The organism is Streptomyces canarius, from assembly GCF_014650735.1.
GTDB lineage: Bacteria > Actinomycetota > Actinomycetes > Streptomycetales > Streptomycetaceae > Streptomyces > Streptomyces olivaceoviridis.
On record NZ_BMVN01000090.1, the window covers coordinates 1 to 15,763 of the forward strand.

General features: G+C 73.4%; 14 protein-coding genes. 5 read left to right on the top strand and 9 right to left on the bottom strand.

Features of this window, described 5'->3' with window-relative positions; genetic code table 11:
* The coding region (locus tag IE294_RS44085) for a TetR family transcriptional regulator (protein WP_189894968.1) at nucleotides 1-335 on the top strand (335 nt) is incomplete at its 5' end.
* Between the two features lie 95 nt (nucleotides 336-430).
* Here the strand turns inward: IE294_RS44085 and IE294_RS44090 are convergent.
* Nucleotides 431-589 (bottom strand): hypothetical protein, encoded by a 159-nt coding sequence (locus tag IE294_RS44090; RefSeq protein ID WP_189894969.1) that lies wholly within the window; start codon nucleotides 587-589, stop codon nucleotides 431-433.
* 299 nt (nucleotides 590-888) lie between these two features.
* Here IE294_RS44090 and IE294_RS44095 point away from each other — a divergent pair, with 299 nt between their 5' ends.
* Together IE294_RS44095 and IE294_RS44100 are read left to right on the top strand one after the other, a co-directional pair.
* Nucleotides 889-4,551 (top strand): S8 family serine peptidase, encoded by a 3,663-nt coding sequence (locus tag IE294_RS44095; RefSeq protein ID WP_189894970.1) that lies wholly within the window; start codon nucleotides 889-891, stop codon nucleotides 4,549-4,551.
* Nucleotides 4,552-4,731: 180 nt separating this feature from the next.
* On the top strand, nucleotides 4,732-5,181 hold the full coding sequence (locus IE294_RS44100; protein WP_189894971.1) for a hypothetical protein: 450 nt from the start codon (nucleotides 4,732-4,734) through the stop codon (nucleotides 5,179-5,181).
* Nucleotides 5,182-5,261: 80 nt separating this feature from the next.
* On the opposite strand, the gene IE294_RS44105 is transcribed toward IE294_RS44100, so the two are convergent.
* The 7 genes from IE294_RS44105 to IE294_RS44135 all read right to left on the bottom strand — a co-directional run bounded on the left by IE294_RS44105 (nucleotide 5,262) and on the right by IE294_RS44135 (nucleotide 12,107).
* Nucleotides 5,262-6,179, bottom strand: coding sequence for a TIGR03619 family F420-dependent LLM class oxidoreductase (locus tag IE294_RS44105; protein ID WP_189894972.1), 918 nt, complete (start codon nucleotides 6,177-6,179; stop codon nucleotides 5,262-5,264).
* Between the two features lie 10 nt (nucleotides 6,180-6,189).
* Nucleotides 6,190-6,840: an HAD-IA family hydrolase gene (locus IE294_RS44110; protein WP_189894973.1), complete on the bottom strand. Its 651-nt coding sequence runs from the start codon at nucleotides 6,838-6,840 to the stop codon at nucleotides 6,190-6,192.
* Between the two features lie 348 nt (nucleotides 6,841-7,188).
* Nucleotides 7,189-8,025, bottom strand: coding sequence for a prephenate dehydratase (locus tag IE294_RS44115; protein ID WP_189894974.1), 837 nt, complete (start codon nucleotides 8,023-8,025; stop codon nucleotides 7,189-7,191).
* Nucleotides 8,022-8,960: a hypothetical protein gene (locus tag IE294_RS44120; RefSeq protein WP_189894975.1), complete on the bottom strand. Its 939-nt coding sequence runs from the start codon at nucleotides 8,958-8,960 to the stop codon at nucleotides 8,022-8,024. Before IE294_RS44120 ends, IE294_RS44115 begins: the two co-directional genes overlap by 4 nt.
* A gap of 3 nt (nucleotides 8,961-8,963) precedes the next feature.
* Nucleotides 8,964-9,935, bottom strand: a complete 972-nt coding sequence (locus tag IE294_RS44125; protein WP_189894976.1) for an NAD(P)-dependent oxidoreductase — start codon at nucleotides 9,933-9,935, stop codon at nucleotides 8,964-8,966.
* 371 nt (nucleotides 9,936-10,306) lie between these two features.
* Nucleotides 10,307-10,822: a flavin reductase family protein gene (locus IE294_RS44130; RefSeq protein WP_189894977.1), complete on the bottom strand. Its 516-nt coding sequence runs from the start codon at nucleotides 10,820-10,822 to the stop codon at nucleotides 10,307-10,309.
* An 82-nt stretch (nucleotides 10,823-10,904) separates the two neighbouring features.
* Nucleotides 10,905-12,107: an acyl-CoA dehydrogenase family protein gene (locus tag IE294_RS44135; RefSeq protein WP_189894978.1), complete on the bottom strand. Its 1,203-nt coding sequence runs from the start codon at nucleotides 12,105-12,107 to the stop codon at nucleotides 10,905-10,907.
* Between the two features lie 132 nt (nucleotides 12,108-12,239).
* On the opposite strand from IE294_RS44135, the gene IE294_RS44140 reads away from it, so the two are divergent.
* Nucleotides 12,240-12,812: a TetR/AcrR family transcriptional regulator gene (locus tag IE294_RS44140; RefSeq protein WP_189894979.1), complete on the top strand. Its 573-nt coding sequence runs from the start codon at nucleotides 12,240-12,242 to the stop codon at nucleotides 12,810-12,812.
* A gap of 13 nt (nucleotides 12,813-12,825) precedes the next feature.
* Here the strand turns inward: IE294_RS44140 and IE294_RS44145 are convergent, their stop codons facing one another.
* On the bottom strand, nucleotides 12,826-13,224 hold the full coding sequence (locus IE294_RS44145; RefSeq protein WP_189894980.1) for a WhiB family transcriptional regulator: 399 nt from the start codon (nucleotides 13,222-13,224) through the stop codon (nucleotides 12,826-12,828).
* A gap of 562 nt (nucleotides 13,225-13,786) precedes the next feature.
* Between IE294_RS44145 and IE294_RS44150 the strand changes: the two genes are divergently transcribed.
* On the top strand, nucleotides 13,787-15,763 hold a 1,977-nt coding region (locus tag IE294_RS44150; protein WP_189894981.1), incomplete at its 3' end, for an ATP-binding protein.

Sequence of the window (15,763 nt, forward strand, 5' to 3'; positions counted from 1 at the left end):
ACGCCCGGCTGCGCGAGGCACCCGTCGCCGTCGCCCTGCACCGCTACGTCGAGAACATCATCGTCGTCAACCGCACCTGGCCGGTCGACCTGACCCGCATGCTCGCCGACGACGCCGTGCGCCCGCGCCGGGACGCGGCCGTCGAGGAGGTCGACGCCTTCCTCGCCCGCGCCACCGACGAGGGCGTGCTGCGCCCCGGGCTCCCGCAGGGGTGGGCCGGCGCACTGCTGCCCCAGCTCATGCACCTGGTGTCCCGGCAGCTGCCCGACCTGAACCCCGGACAGGCCGCCGATCTCGTCGTCGACACCCTGCTCAACGGCCTCGGGGCCTCCTGACACACCGACGGGCCCCCGGTGACACATGTGTCCATGTGTCGCCGGGGGCCCGTCGGCCTTCGTCGCGGCGGTGAGATCGTCCGCCGCCGCTCATCTCATTCCACGACCTGCCCGGCCGCGTCCTGGCCGGAGGCCTCCTGTGTCTCCTCGTCACGGGGGCGCCGGGGCACCGCCGACGAGGGCGGGGCCACGGTTCCGGGGAGGCGGACGCGACGGAGTCGGGACGGTTCGTCGGCGGAGTCGGTGCGCTCCAAGGCTTCTCCCATCGATGCGTTCGACCTGCCGTACCCCCGGCGCACGCGGCGCCGACGGGGCGGACGGGGTGGGTGTTCCAAGGAAACCAGCGAGGGCGCGCACACATTCCGGGCCGGACCGTCCACACCGGCCGGCTCCAGGTGTCCACTTTGCGTCACGGCACAACCGCGCCAGAGCGCGGTGACATGTGCGCAGGCCGGCCGTCGAATGATTCCGGCATCCCGTACCCCGTCCGACGAAGGGACCCCTCGTGCCGCCTCTGCCTCGGCGCAGGCGCGGGTGGACGACGTTGTGCACCGTGTTCGCGGTGCTGGCGGCGTCACCCGTCCCGGCCTTCCCGGCCACCGAACCATCCGCCCCACCGCCCGCCGCCTCCACCACCCCGGCGGCGGTCCCGCCCGGCGCACCCCGGGTGACGCTGGTGACCGGCGACACGGTCACCGTCGTACGGGCCCCCGACGGCACACTGAGCCACCTGGTACAAGACCCTGAAGGCCACTACACCGGTTTCGAGACCCACCGCAGCGGACGCAACACCTACGTCTATCCCCGCGACGCGCTGCCGTACGTCGCCGCCGGCTCGCTGGACCGTGAACTGTTCGACGTCACCCGGCTGTTGGCCGACGGCTACGACGACGCGCACCGCGACCGGCTGCCCCTGATCGTCACTTACACGGACGCGGGCCGGCACTCCGGCCGCCGGACGCCGCCGCGGGGCGCCCGCACGACGCGCGCGCTGGAGAGCATCGGGGGTGCGGCGCTGGCCGTGGACCGTTCGGCGGCGTTCTGGACGTCGGTCACCGGCGGCGCCTCCGCACGGGACACGCACCAGCGGCCCCGGCTGCGGGGCGGCATCGCCAAGATCTGGCTGGACGGCAAGGTGAAGGCCGATCTCGCCGAGAGCACCGCGCAGGTGGGGGCACCGCGGGTGTGGGCCTCCGGCGACACCGGTGAGGGCGTGGACGTCGCGGTCCTCGACACCGGTGTGGACGCCGGACACCCCGACCTCGCCGGCAGGATCGCCGCCACCGCGGGCTTCGTGCCCGGTGAGTCCGTGACCGACGGGAACGGCCACGGCACGCACGTGGCCTCCACCATCGCCGGAACGGGCGCCGCGTCCGACGGCCGGGAGAAGGGTGTCGCGCCGGGCGCGCGGCTGCACATCGGCAAGGTGCTCTCCGACGACGGCACGGGCCAGGACTCCTGGGTGCTGGCCGGCATGGAGTGGGCGGCCCGCGACCAGCACGCGAAGGTCATCAGCATGAGCCTGGGCGGCCCGTCCACCGACGGCTCCGACCCGCTGAGCATGGCCGTCGACCGGCTCAGCGAGGAGACCGGGGCGCTGTTCACGGTGGCCGCGGGCAACTCCGGCCCCGACGGCTACACCGTGGGTGCCCCCGGAGTGGCCGATGCCGCCCTGACCGTGGGCGCCGTCGACGGCTCCGACACGCTCGCGGACTTCTCCAGCCGGGGCCCGCGTCCCGGCGACCGGGGCGTCAAGCCGGACCTCACCGCCCCCGGCGTCAACATCCTCGCCGCGCGCTCCCAGTACGCGCCGGAAGGCTCGGGCCCCTACCAGACCCTGAGCGGCACCTCGATGGCCACGCCGCACGTCGCCGGCGCCGCGGCCCTGCTGGCCGCCGAGCACCCCGGCCTCAGCGGCCGTCAGCTCAAGGACGCCCTCGTCAGCACGACCACGGCGACACCTCGGTACACCCCCTTCGAGGCCGGCGTCGGCCGCCTGGACATCGCCGCCACCGCAACGGCGACCGTGTTCGCCTCCGGCGGCGCCGACTTCGGCTTCCACGCCTGGCCGACCCCGGCCGGCACGACCGCCGAGCGAACGGTGACGTACACCAACACCGCCGACAGCCCCACCGCCCTGCGACTGACGACCGACGGCCCGTTCACCCTCTCCGCCGGCCGCCTGTCCGTCCCGGCGCACGGCACCGCCTCGGTCACCGTGACCGCGCACTACGACCAGGTCCCCGTCGACCGGGCGTCGGCCGCCTTCCTGACGGCGACCGACGACTCGGGCACCGTCCGCGCCCGTACGTCCCTGAGCGCGGCCAAGGAGGGCGAGCGGCACCGGCTCACGCTGAAGGCGAAGGACCGCGCCGGCCGGCCGGCCGCCGGCACGGTCATCCTCACGGCGAAGAAGTTCTGGCTGCCCCTGGCGCTCGACGACTCCGGGACCGTGGACCTGCGGCTGCCGCCGGGTTCCTACACCGCGTGGCTGGACACGCCCCTGGAGGGTGCCCACGGCCCGCACTCGATCGGACAGGGCCTGCTGGCCGTCACCGACATCGACCTGGGACGGGACCGTACGGCGGTGTTCGACGGCACCAAGGCCCGCCAGGTCCGGACCGTGGCACCGGACCCGAGCACGCCCGACGGCTCCCGCGTGGACCTCTACCGCGGCTTCGCCGCCGACGACTGGTCCTCGTCCTCCCGCTGGACCGACGCCTCCTACGACAGCGTCTGGGCCCTGCCCACCGGACGCGAGGTGGCGCAGGGGGAGTTCGTGTTCGGTACGCGGTGGCGGCTGCGGCAGCCGACTCTGACGGTGGCCTCCGGCGACGGAGCCTTCGACGATCTGCGCGTCGCGCCGGGAGCGACCCCGCTGCCCGAAGGCCGGCACCGCCTCGACGCGGTCTTCGCCGGCGACGGCGCCCCCGCCGCGTACAGCTCCCTCGACGTCCGCGGGAAGGCCGCCGTGGTACGCCGCGACGACACCGTGCCCGTGCCCGAGCAGGCCGCCGCGGCGACCGCCGCGGGCGCCCGGCTGCTGCTGGTCGTCAACGACGGTGACGGCCGCCTGCAAGCGTGGGAGGACTCCCCCTGGCTGCCGGCGGATCCACCGCCGCTGACCGTCGCCACGCTCACCCGTGACGAGGGCGAACGGCTCATCACCCGGACGTCCGGCCCCGCCCGTACCCGGCTCTCCGTCACCTCGCACCCCGTCACCGAGTACGTCTACGACCTCGTCCACGACTACCGGGGCGCCGTCCCCGCCGACCTCGTCCACCGGGCCGACCGGCGCGAACTCGCCCGCGTCGACGTCTCGTTCCGCAACTACCGTGCCGGGCGAGCGCTGGAGAACCGCGACGACGTCACACCGGCGGGCGGCAGCGCCCTGAACCCCTCCGACGCCCCGGCCCTGGGCGACCGCACGGACTGGGTCACGGCGGGCGAGCCCTGGTCGGACCGGGCCCAGATCCCGGGCGAGCAGCAGCAGTACGCCCCGGCCGTCACCTACCGCGCCGGATCCGCCGACCGGGTCGGCTGGTTCGGGCCGGTCCAGCGGCCACGGCTCCTCGACGGGAACGCTCCGGTCCGCCTGGACGACAAGCTGTACGTGTCCGTCCCCGGCTGGGGCGACTCGGGCACCGGTCATCTGGGCGGTACGTACGGCAACTTCGACGTCGACAACCAGGTGCGGCTCTACCAGGGCGACGAACTCGTCCGTGAGATGGGCCGCTACCAGCTCACCATGACCGTGTCCGGTCTGAGCCCCGCACCGCTCCCCTACCGTCTGGTCTCGGAGAACTCCCGTGACGCCTGGGCCGCCCCCTACTCCACCGCCACCCGGACCGAGTGGGGGTTCACCTCGCGGGCGGGAGCGGCGGGCGAGCAGGCTCAACTGCCGCTGATCCAGCTCGACTACGGCATCGCCACCGACGCCTCCGGACGGGCCGGGCGGCACGCCGGCCTGACGGTGACCGCCTCGCACCTGCCGGGGTCCACCGGCACCGCCGCGATCGGACGGGTCGGCCTGGAGATCTCGTACGACGACGGGGTCACCTGGCACCACGCGGCGCTACGGCACTCGGGCACGGGGTGGCGGACACGGCTCGACGCGCCCCGCGCCGCCCGGTTCGTCAGCCTGCGCGTGGACGCGCGTGACGCCCGCGGCAACAGCGTGCGGCAGAGCATCGTGCGGGCCTTCGGGCTCGCGTAGCGGATGCCGGGGCGGCCGAACCGGCCGCCCCGGCGCTCTGTCCCGCGCGCATAGGTGTGACGACTCCACGTCTCCTTCGACACACACATAGCATCCCCCCGACAGGACATTACGGGTAATGTCTCTTTTGTCGTATCGCTAGACGGTTTTCGCTCTCATGTGTCACGTCAAGGAGATCTCATGCGGTCACTCACCAAGGGTCTGCTCGCCGGAGCAGCCGGCACCGTCGCGCTGAACGTCGTCTCGTACGGGGACATGCTGCTGCGCGGCAGGGGGTCCAGCAACATGCCGGCGACGATCGCGGGGAAGCTCGCCGGCGGAGTCGGGGTGCGGCTGGGGGAAGACGAGAAGAAGGATCACCGTGAGGAGGCGCTCGGCGCGCTGCTCGGCTATGTCACCGGCCTCGGGGTCGGAGCGGCGTACGGGTTGGCGCGGCGCGACGGGAACTTCCCGGTCTGGGCGGCCGGGCCGCTGCTCGCTGCCGCGGCCATGGCCGGCAGTGACCTCCCGGCCACCGCCATGAAGGTGACCGATCCCACCACCTGGAGCCTCACGTCGTGGGTGTCGGACATCATCCCGCACATGGCGTACGGCTTCACGGCGGCGTCGGTGCACCGGGCGCTGCGCTGACCGTGCGAGCCTCGCCGCATCGCTCGGCGCCGTCCCGTCGGGCCGCTCCCGCACCGTCTCCCGGAGCGCCTGGCGGGCCGTCAGCCCGCGCGGACCCCTTCGAGGAAGCGGCCGGCCAGGTCGACACGTTCGGCAAGGGTGGTCTGCGTCTGCCCGAAGTCCACGAACAGTTCGTGCACCCCTGCCTCCGCCGCGGCCCGCGCGTAGTCGATGTACTGGTCCAGCGTGCCCGCCCCGGGCATCTCTTCCGGGCCGGTCCTCGTGTCGGTCAGCTCGGGGTTGACGCGCAGCGCGATGTGCAGGGCGGACGGGTCCCGGTCCGCCTCCACCGCCTCCTTGACGACGATGTCCCACATGCCCATGAGGTGCGGGAGCGGCATCGCGACGGGCAGCCAGCCGTCGAGCCTGCGCCCGATCCGCCGCAGCCCCACGGGGGTGAACGCCGCGAGCAGCACGGGGGGCCTGGGGCGCTGGCGCGGCTTGAGCCCCACCACGGTCTCCGGGATGGTGAACAGCGGCCCCTCGTGGGCGAAGACGTCCTCGGCCCAGTACCCCTCCAGGACGTCCAGCGTCTCGTCGAGCCGCGCGCCCCGGCCCTTCCACGGTACGGAGACCGCGGTGTACTCGTCGGGCATCCAGCCCAGGCCGAGCCCCACGGTGAGCCGTCCCTGGCTGAGGACGTCGAGGGTGGTCAGCGACCGGGCCAGCATGATCGGCGGGTGCCACAGGCCGTTGAGCGTGCTCGTGCCCAGGCGGACGCGGCTCGTGTGCGACGCGGCGAAGGTGAGCGCCACCAGGGGGTCCATGTGGTTCTCGTAGACGCGCGGCATCGCGCCGTCACGGCTCGGGTACGGGGCGCTCGGAACGCGGGGGGCGAGGACCCGGTCGCCCGTCCACAGGGAGTCGTACCCCATCTCCTCCGCGGTGCGGCAGACACGGAGAACGCCTTCCGGCGTGGCGTCGGGACCGAAGGTGGGAAGGGCCAGGCCTAGTCGCATGTGAGTCTCCTCATGGGGTCGTGCGCTCGGGACGCGCGCCCGTCAGCGCGACCCCCAGCAGGTCTTCCAGGGTGGCGACCGTCCGCGCGGGCTCCACCGCGTGGACGGTGGTGAAGCCGAGTTCGGCCGCGGGAGGCAGGTACTGCTCGGTGTCGTCGACGAAGACGCACTCCTCGGCCGGCAGGTCGAGCCGCTCCAGCACGAGCCGGAAGATCTCCCGCTCGGGCTTGCGCGTCCCGTGGAGTTCGGACAGCACCACGGCGTCGTAGAGTTCGTCCACCTCGTAGCCGTCGTACAGGTTCCACGGGGTCAGGCCGACGGAGTTCGAGAGGATGCCGACCTTCACCCCGGCCCGGCGCGCGGCGGCGGCTGCGGCGATCACCGAGGTCTCGGGACGCAGGTCGGCGAAGATCCGGCCCATCAGGTTGTCCGGTGCGATGCCGAGCAGCCGTCCGGCCGCTTCGTTCCACTGCGTCTGGGTGAGCGTGCCGCGCTCCAGTTCCTCGGTGAGCCGGATCCCCTCGGGATTGAGGTAGAGGCCGGTGAGCAGCGTCCCCTCGGCCAGTCCCGCGCGCCGTTCGAAGGCGAGCGCGGCGGGCAGCAGAGGTGTCGTCAGCACACCACCGAAGTCGAGGACGATGCCCTTGCGGTGCTGGGTCATACCCACACCTTAGAAGGCCGCCGTGTCGGGGCCTCCACCAGGTCGCCATGTTTCTCGTCGGTCAGGTACATGTGTGGAGGTCGCGGCCCGGCGTCCGGGACGCCCGGCGCGTGTTCACCGGTCATGTGTGCCGGTCGTCGCCACGGTGCGAGGACGACACGGCCGGCGCGTACCCGCACGGCCCGTGAACCCTTCCGGGGGGCCGCTGCGTTGTCCTGGTGAAGGGGTTCTCCGCCGCCACGGCGACGGCGGCGGAGACCCCGGTCCACCGGCGGACCGGTCACGACGGTCGCGGCCGGCGGCCCGTGCGGTCAGGAACACCCGCCCTTCCTGACCGCCCGGGACGGTTCAGCCCTTCAGCCGGTGCGGGTGTGCGGGGTACACACCCAGGATGCGCACCTCGGAGGAGAAGAAGCGCAGCTCGTGCAGGGCGAGGGCGACGCGCTCGTCGTCGGGGTGGCCCTCGATCTCGACGTAGAAGCGGCTGGCGTTGAGCCCCGCGCCCATCTGGTAGCTCTCGATCTTGGTGAGGTTCACGCCACTGGTGGCGAACCCGCCGAGTGTCTTGTACAGCGCACTGGGGATGTTGCGCACGCTGAAGAACAGGCTCGTCATCGTCGGCTCCCCGGTGTCGGGGGCGGGGGCGGCGTCCCGGGACAGCACGACGAACCGCGTGGTGTTGTCCGGGTCGTCCTCGACACCCGCGCGCAGCACCTCCAGGCCGTGCAGCCCGGCCGCGGCGGGCGGGGCGAGCGCGGCGTGCCGCGGGTCGCCCAGCTCGGCCACCTCGCGCGCCGCTCCGGCCGTGTCGTCGCTGACGAGGGTGCGCCACCCGCCCTCCCGCAGCAGCTTGCGGCACTGCCCCAGGGCGTGGACGTGGCTGCGTACGCACTCCACCTGGTCCAGGGTCGCGCCGGGCACCCCCATCAGGTCGAAGCGGATGGCGAGGAAGTACTCGGCGACGATGAACAGACCCGACTCGGGCAGCAGGTGGTGCACGTCCGCGACGCGTCCTGCCGCGGAGTTGTCCACCGGGATCACGGCGACGTCGGCCGTGCCGAGTGTCACCGCCTCCAGGGCCTGCTCGAAGCTCGTGCAGGGCAGTTCAGCGCTTCCGGGGTACAGCGCGCGTGCGGCCGTCGCGGAGTTGGAGCCAGGTTCACCCTGATATGTGACGGTTGTCACAGATTTGCACCTTTCCAGGAGGTCCCGTCGTCGGGCGGCAGAAGCTGCGTCGCGTACCGCACCTGCTGAAGTATCGGTGCACAGGCTTCCATGAGGTGCACCAGGGGGTGCTCACCGGCGTACCCGTACGACGCCAGTGCGTGGTCGAGCGCCGACGCGACCACCTGGTGGACGGCGTTCCCGGCCCGCTGCACGCGCGCGGCGAGCCGCTCCTCGGCGGACGGCGGCAGGCCCAGCCGCGCGGAGGGCGCGCCGTGCAGGGCCGCCGCCAGGCTCAGCCGCTCGTCGTGAAGCACGGCGGCCAGTTCGGCGGCCACGGCGGCGGAGGGCACCGGTCCCCGGGCCGCGCCGGGCGCCGTGTCCGCGTCGGCCAGTGCGTCGGTGATGTGCCGGGCCGCTCCCAGGGCCTGGGCCGCGACCGCCGTCCACAGGAACGGCGCGTCCCCGGCGCGCAGCGGGGTGGCCGCCGAGTGCGTGGCGAACCCCGTGGGCACGTGCACGCCCTCCAGCCGGAACACGGGGCCGGGCCCGACGGCGTCGCCCGTGACGGCGCGGACCGCGCTCCGCAGCACCTTGGAGGGCACCGCGAACAGGTCCGGGCCGCCGGGTGTCGCCCTGCCCGGCCGGGACGGCCGCTCGCCGCCGGTGAGCGGCAGCGCCAGCCAGGGTCCGGTTCCGTCGTGCGCCGGCAGGTGCCACAGTCCGGACAGGGTGAAGCCGCCGGCGACGGCCTGCCGCACCACCGGCCTGTCCCGGCCGTCCGCGCCGGGTACGGCGGTGGTCAGCGGCGCGGCCCAGTTCCAGGCGGTGGTGAACGCCTGCCAGGCGGCGGACGGGTCGCCATGGGCGTGGTCCTCGTAGAACGCGAACACCTGCGCGAGGCCGGTGTCGGGTCCGAGCACCCGCAGATGGTCACCGTGCGTGGAGGTCGTCATGGCTCACGCCGCCTGTACGGCATCGCCGGCCGCGGTCGTCGTCAGGACCACGTTGTGCAGCTCCTCGCCCCGTGCGTAGCGGTGCAGTTGCCGGCGCAGGAAGTCCTCGGTCATCGTCGGGAACGCGTCGGTGAAGGCCGCCACGTGCGGGGTGATCAGGACGCCGGGCAGGTGCCACAGCGGATGGCCGGGCGGCAGCGGTTCCGGATCGGTGACGTCGAGTCCGGCCCGGAGCCGGCCCGCCCGCACCTCCCGGACCAGCGCGCCGGTGTCCACCAGCTCTCCCCGGGCGACGTTCACCAGCAGGGCACCGTCCTTCAGGAGGGCCAGCGCCTGCGCACCGAACATGCCGCGCGTCTGCTCGGTCAGCGGCGCGCACAGCACCACCGCGTCCGCCGTGGGCAGCAGCCCGTGCAGCTCCGCCGCCCCGTGCACGCGTCCGGCCGGTGTGGTGCGCGCCGTGCGGGCCACGAGGACCGTCTCGCACCGGAACGCGTCGAGCCGGGCGGCGACGGCCGCGCCGACGGCGCCGTGGCCGACGACCAGGACGCGCTTGCCGACCAGCGAGGTGCGGAACTCGGGCTGCCACGCCCCCTCGGCCTGGCGGGCGCCGAACACGTCGAGCCCCCGGGACAGGGCCAGCAGCAGGGTGACCGCCAGCTCGGCGGTGGCCTCGCGGTGCACGCCGCGCCCGGTGCTCAGCCGGGTTCCGGGCGGCATCGCGTCCAGCAGCGGCAGCATGTGGTCGTAGCCGGAGCTGAGCAGCTGGAGCACCTCCAGGTTGCGCATCCGCGGCAGGACGGGGCGCAGCACCCGGTCGGCGCCGGGGGCCGGTGGGCCGGCGAGGAAGCGGACCTCGGCGGGGTCACCCGGCAACGGGCCGGACCCGTCCCAGTACGCGTAGGTGAACTCGTCCGGCAGTCCGGGTATCCGGCTTCGGTGGTACGGGAGCCAGACGGTCGTGCCGTCCTTCATCGTGCATCAGCTTCTTCCCGCTCAGGTGCGGCGTGGGGCCGGCACCGACGTGCGGCCGTTCGTGAAGCGGTGGGGTGTTCGCGCCGGACCGCGTCCCCGCGGAGCCTGTCCACGCGGCGGACGATGTCCGGACCGCCTCGGTCGGCATGGAGTCGTTTCCTCACTCGTGAGGACGTGTGTGTCAGGGGCGGAGGTTCACGTGAGGCTCGTCACTCGGATGTGTGTCCGGCTCCGCGCGTCGACATACGTGTCGACGCACGGCCGTGCCCGGCAGGGGCGGTACCGGCGACGTGCCCGTCGGCGCGCCGGGCCGCGGCGGGGCAGCGGCGCCGCCCGGGCACGACTGCCTGCCCGGCGGCGGACCGGCCCGCTCACCGCGGGTGGGACGAGGCCCCCGGGACCAGCTCGCGGTAGCGCCCGCGGTGGAAGACCAGCGGTTCACGAGCGGGATCCGCGCCGAGCGCCACGACCCGGCCGACGACCAGGGTGTGGTCACCGGCGTCGTACTCGTTCCACAGCTCGCACGAGATGAACGCGCACACGCCGTCCAGCCGCGGTGCGCCGCCCGGGCCCGGCGACCAGCCGACCCCGTGGAACCTGTCCTGCCCGGAGCGGGCGAACGCGGCGCTGACGACCGCCTGGCCGGCGGCCAGGACGTTGACCCCGAAGGTGCCCGCCGTACGGATGAGGGGCCAGGTCCGCGAGGTCCGGGCCGGGGAGAAGGAGACGAGCAGGGGATCGAGGGAGAGGGACACGAAGGACTGGCAGGTGAAGCCGAGCGGGCCGGCCGGCCCGCCGGCCGTGATGACGGTGACGCCCGTCGCGAAGTGCCCGAGCACCTCGCGCACGCCGCCTCCGGTGGCCTCCGACGCGGTGAGGTCGAACATGTGCCTTCTCTTCTTTCTCGCCCGCCGGGCGACGGCCATGAGCCCGCCCGGGGGCGTGGGAGCGGATACGGCGGGCCGTGCCTCAGACCATCGGGCTGACCGGCCGCCCGTCGCCCACCAGCGCACGGCCGTACATCTCATTGGCGAGCCCGGGGTTGAGCGTGGGATGCCGGGACGCGGTCTCCAGATCACGCCAGTGCCGCTGAATGGTCTTGGTGAGCGAGAAGCTGCCCGCCCCGCTGACGGTCAGCAGGGCCTGCATCGCCTGGCGCAGGCACGTGGAGGCGTGTCCCGCGTCCATCCGCACCCGCGCCCGTTCGACCAGCGTGGGGGTGCTCCCGGAGGCCGCCGCCGTGCCGATGAACTCCGCCGAGCGCCGCAGGTGCAGGTGGGCGGAGTCGATGAGGGTGGCCGCCTCGGCGAGCGCCGCCTGCACGCTCGGCGAGTCGGCGAGCCGGGGGTGCAGGGACATGGCCATCGGCTTGCCGCCCTCGACGGTCTCCAGGGTGAGCTGGAGGGCCGCCCTCCCGATGCCCAGCAGCGGTCCCATGGAGACGATCGTCATGGATCCCGGGGGAATCCGGTACAACGACTCCTCGGGCAGTCCCTGGCCCTGGACGACGTCGGAGAAGGGCCGGAGCCGGTGGTACGGGACGAAGACCTTGTCGGCGACCAGGGTGTCACTGCCCGTGCCGCGCATGCCCGCCATGTCCCAGGTCTTCTCGATGGCGAGGGCGGAGGTGGGCACGAGCGCCAGTCCCCGTTCGGTCCCGGCGCCCGACTCCCCCGGCAGCGGGACGCCGAGCAGGGCCCAGTCGGCCTGGTGGCAGCCGGACGCCCAGGCCCAGGAGCCGGAGACGAGCAGCCCGCCCTCGACGGGCGCGGAGACGACTCCCGTACTGCCGAACACCCCGCACATGGGGGCGTCGGGGCCGTCGCCCCACAGGTCCTGGCGCCCCTGCTCCCCGAAGGAGGCGGCGATCTGCTGTGCCACGTACGAGACCATCACCACCCAGGCGCTCGACGGACAGGCCAGCGCCACTTCGGCCGACACTTCCAGGCTGTCGGAGGGCGCCAGTTCCTCACCGCCCCAGCGCTTCGGCACGCCGAGGCGGAACAGGCCCGCCTCCCGCAGCGCCCGCTCGGCCTCGGGCGTCAGCCGGCTGTCGCGCTCGGCCGCGTCCGCGGTGCGGCGCAGCACGGGGGCGATCTCTTGGGCCGCCGTCATGAGCCGGCGGGTGGGTTCGGTGAGCGGGGCGCGCTCGCCGCTGATCGATGCGGTCATCACCACTCCAGGAACAGCAGGATTCGGACCCAAGGGTCCGTTTGCTTGGTCCAGCATAACCGGACTCTGGGGTCCGATTGCCTCGCGGTCCTTGCCCCGAGCCACGGCAGGCACAATGAACGGGTGAATCCGGTGCAGACAACTCCGCAGCAGAACCGGCTGGACGCCCCCCGCAGACGGGCCGACGCCCGGCGCAACCACGAGCGGGTCTTCGCCGCGGCACTGGAGGTCTTCGAGGAGTTCGGGCTCCAGGGCACCGTGCCGCAGGTCGCCGAGCGTGCCGACGTGGGGAAGGCCACGGTGTACCGCAGCTACCCGACGAAGGAAGACCTGGTGGAAGCGGTCGTGGGGCATCGGCTGGCGGAACTGGAGCGGATCACCGCACCCGCTCTGGCCGAGGCCGAGCCGACGCGGACCTTCGACGCCTACGTGCTGTTGCTCTTCGAGAACCTCGCCCGGGACCGTCTGCTGTCAGAGGCGCTCGCGGAGGGGCGGTCGACGGCGTACACCGGTCCCCTGCTCGACCGGCTGGCCGCTCTGATGGAGGAGGCCAGGACCGCCGGCCGGATCCGTCCGGACGCCAACCCGCTGGACCTGCGCGTGGTGCTGTGCGGCATGTGCCTGCAACTGGTCAATCTCGCGGAGCGGGATCCGGCGCTGTGGCGCAGGTACGGCCAACTGACCCTCCAGGCGCTGCGGCCCTGACCCCGCCGCGGTCTCAACGGTCGAGCCCCGCCGGCGCCGTGCCCGGCCGCCGCCTGCGTGCCGGGGCGGGGCGGTACGGCGTCCGGCCCGCGGCCCGGGGTGCGTCACGGTCCGCGGCCGGGGTCACGTCGCGGCGGGTGACGACCGGGGCCAGGTCGGGGTGCGCGGCAGCCGCGCGGAAGATCTCCGCCCAGGACGTCACGGCCGGCCGGCGGCGCAGCAGCGCCCGGCGCTCCCGCTCGGTCATCGCACCCCATACGCCGTACTCCTCGCGGTGGTCGAGGGCGTACGCCAGGCAGTCGAGCCGGACCGGGCAGGCGGCGCAGACGGCCTTGGCCTCGTTCTGCGCGGCACCTTCGGCGAACATCCGGTCCGGCTGCGCCCGGCACAGCCCTTGGTCGACCCAGTCCATGCCCGCCTCGCTCCCCTGCGGCGTCCCGGCCGGGCCGCCTGCTGCGTCCGTACACACGTATCGGAAGACACATCCGACACTAGCTCACATGTTCCGCGGTCGGCGTACCGGACCGGGCCAGGCCGGGCCGTACGCGCCGCCCGGACCTCGCTGTCCGGGGCGACGATACGTGTCTCGAAGGGCAAGGTACAGCTCATACGAGGTGCGGTCCGCCCGACCGGAGCCGTCGGTCACGGTGCAAGCCGTGCAGCAAGAACATTTTCGGCCATACCAGGTGACGAACTTCCTGAGGTGCATCTAGTCTTTCGACTCAAGGCGGCTCGCAGGGCGGCGGGCCTCCCGTGCAACACAACCACTGCTCAGGAGGCCGCACGGAGCGGTGCACGCGCCGTCCCGGCGCCCCGAAGGGGGCTGCGGGAAGAAACGCCGCACCGTGGAGGAGCGACGAGGACGTACTCTCGCCTCTGCGCGTGGCGCGATCCGCGCACGGGCGCGGCAGCGTTCGGCCGGGCCGGTTCAGCGGGGAAGGGAGTGGGGGACGGTGGAGTCGATCGACAGGACGATGGTCGGCCGCGAACGCGAGCTGGAGGTACTGTCCGACTTCGTGACGGCCCCGGGGGGCCAGGCTCTCGTCCTGCGCGGTGACACCGGTGTGGGCAAGAGCGCCCTGCTGGACCACGTCGCCGACCTCGCGGCGGACGAGAAGCACCGAGTGATCCGGGCCGCCGGGGTCGAGGCCGAGTCGGAACTGCCCTTCGCCGGCCTGCACCAGTTCCTGTACCCGCTGCTCTCCTACATCGACCGGCTCGACGACACCCACCGAGGGGTCTTCGACGTCGTCTTCGGCAGGAGCGGGGGCCCGCCCCCCTCGGTCATGACCCTCGGCATCGCCGTCCTCGACCTGTTCTCGCTCGCGGCGTCGCAGCAGCCCCTCCTGCTGGTGCTCGACGACGGCCAGTGGCTGGACGCCTCCAGCACCGAGGTGTGCGGGTTCGCCGGCCGACGGCTCACCGGCAGCTCGGTGAAGCTCGCCGTCGGCCTGCGCTCGGACGTGCCCTCGGGCTTCGACACGGCCGCGCTGCCGCACCTGCCGGTGACCACCCTGTCCGAGAAGGCCTCCGAGCAGCTCCTGGACCTGCACCACCCCGGCCTGGACCCCCGGATCCGCCGTCTCGTCCTGGACGAGGCGCTGGGCAACCCGCTGGCGCTGCTGGAACTGCCGCCCCATGTGCTGCGCAGTGGCCGGGCGGCGGGCAACCAGGAGGACCTGGTCGGGTACACCGGTGTCCCGCTGCCCCTGCGCCTGCGGCACGTCTACGGCGCCCGTATCGAGGCCCTCGGTGACGCCGTGCGCGCGGAACTGCTGCGCGGCGCCCTGGACGGCGTCGCGGCGGGCACGGCGGCAGGCCGTGCCCGCGGCACGCGCTACCGCATGCGCGACGCCGAAGAGGCGTTGGCGGCGGGCCTGCTGGGCATCGACCCGGTCAGCGGCGACTTCGTCTTCCGGCACCCCCTGGTGCGCTCGACGGTCGTCCATACGGCGACCCCCAACGAGCGGCGCGCGGCCCACGCGGTGCTCGCGCAGGTGCACCGCGACGACGTGGAACGGCGTGCCATGCACCTGGCGGCCTCGACGGTCGACCCGGACGAGGAGGTCGCGGCCACGCTGGAGGCGGCGGCCGACTCCGCCACCCGGCGCGGCGGCTCACAGGCCGCCGTGACCTGGCTGACCAGGGCCGCGGAACTGAGTGAGGGCCGCGAGGAACGGTCCCGGCGGCTGGGCAGCGCGGCGTTCATCGCCGGTCACGCCGGCCTGCTGGACCGGGCCCAGCAGCTGGTCCGCTCCGACACCACGTCCGGTGGGAACGACTCCCCGGCCTCGGTGGTCGCGTCGGCCTATGGCGCGCTGTACGACGACGGTGACGTCCGCACCTCGCATCGCCAGGTCACGGCGGCGATCGAGAGCATCCGTGACAGCGGTGTGACAGAGCCGAACGAGGTGCTCACCCGGCTCGTGAACCTGCTGCTCGCGATCGACCAGTACGCGAGCGACCAGACGTCGTGGGAACGGACGCACGAGCTGCTCGGCTCCCTGGGCGACCTGGTGTCACCCCTCTCCCGCGTCTACGAGGACGCGTGGGGGGACGTGGTCCGGCGCGGGGCCGGTGTGGCGGAGCGGGTGGAACGCGCCTTCGCCGACCTCCACGCACTCGAACCGTGGGACATCACCCGCCTGGGCGCCGCCGCCTACCACGTGGACACCCTCAGCCAGTACCGGCCGCACCTCCAGCGCACCGTCGACCGCGAGGTGGAGACGGGGGCCGTGTCGGTCAGCATGACCATGCTGCACCAGATCATGCTCGACCAGATGGCGGTCGGCGAGTGGGACGAGGCCGAGCGGACCGGACAGCGCGACCTGGAGCTGACCACGTCTCATCGGAATGCGCTGTTCGCCCATCACACGCGCGCGTACCTGGGTCTGCTGGCGGCGATGCGCGGCCAGGGCGAGCGCGCACGCGAACTCCAGGCCGCCGTCGAC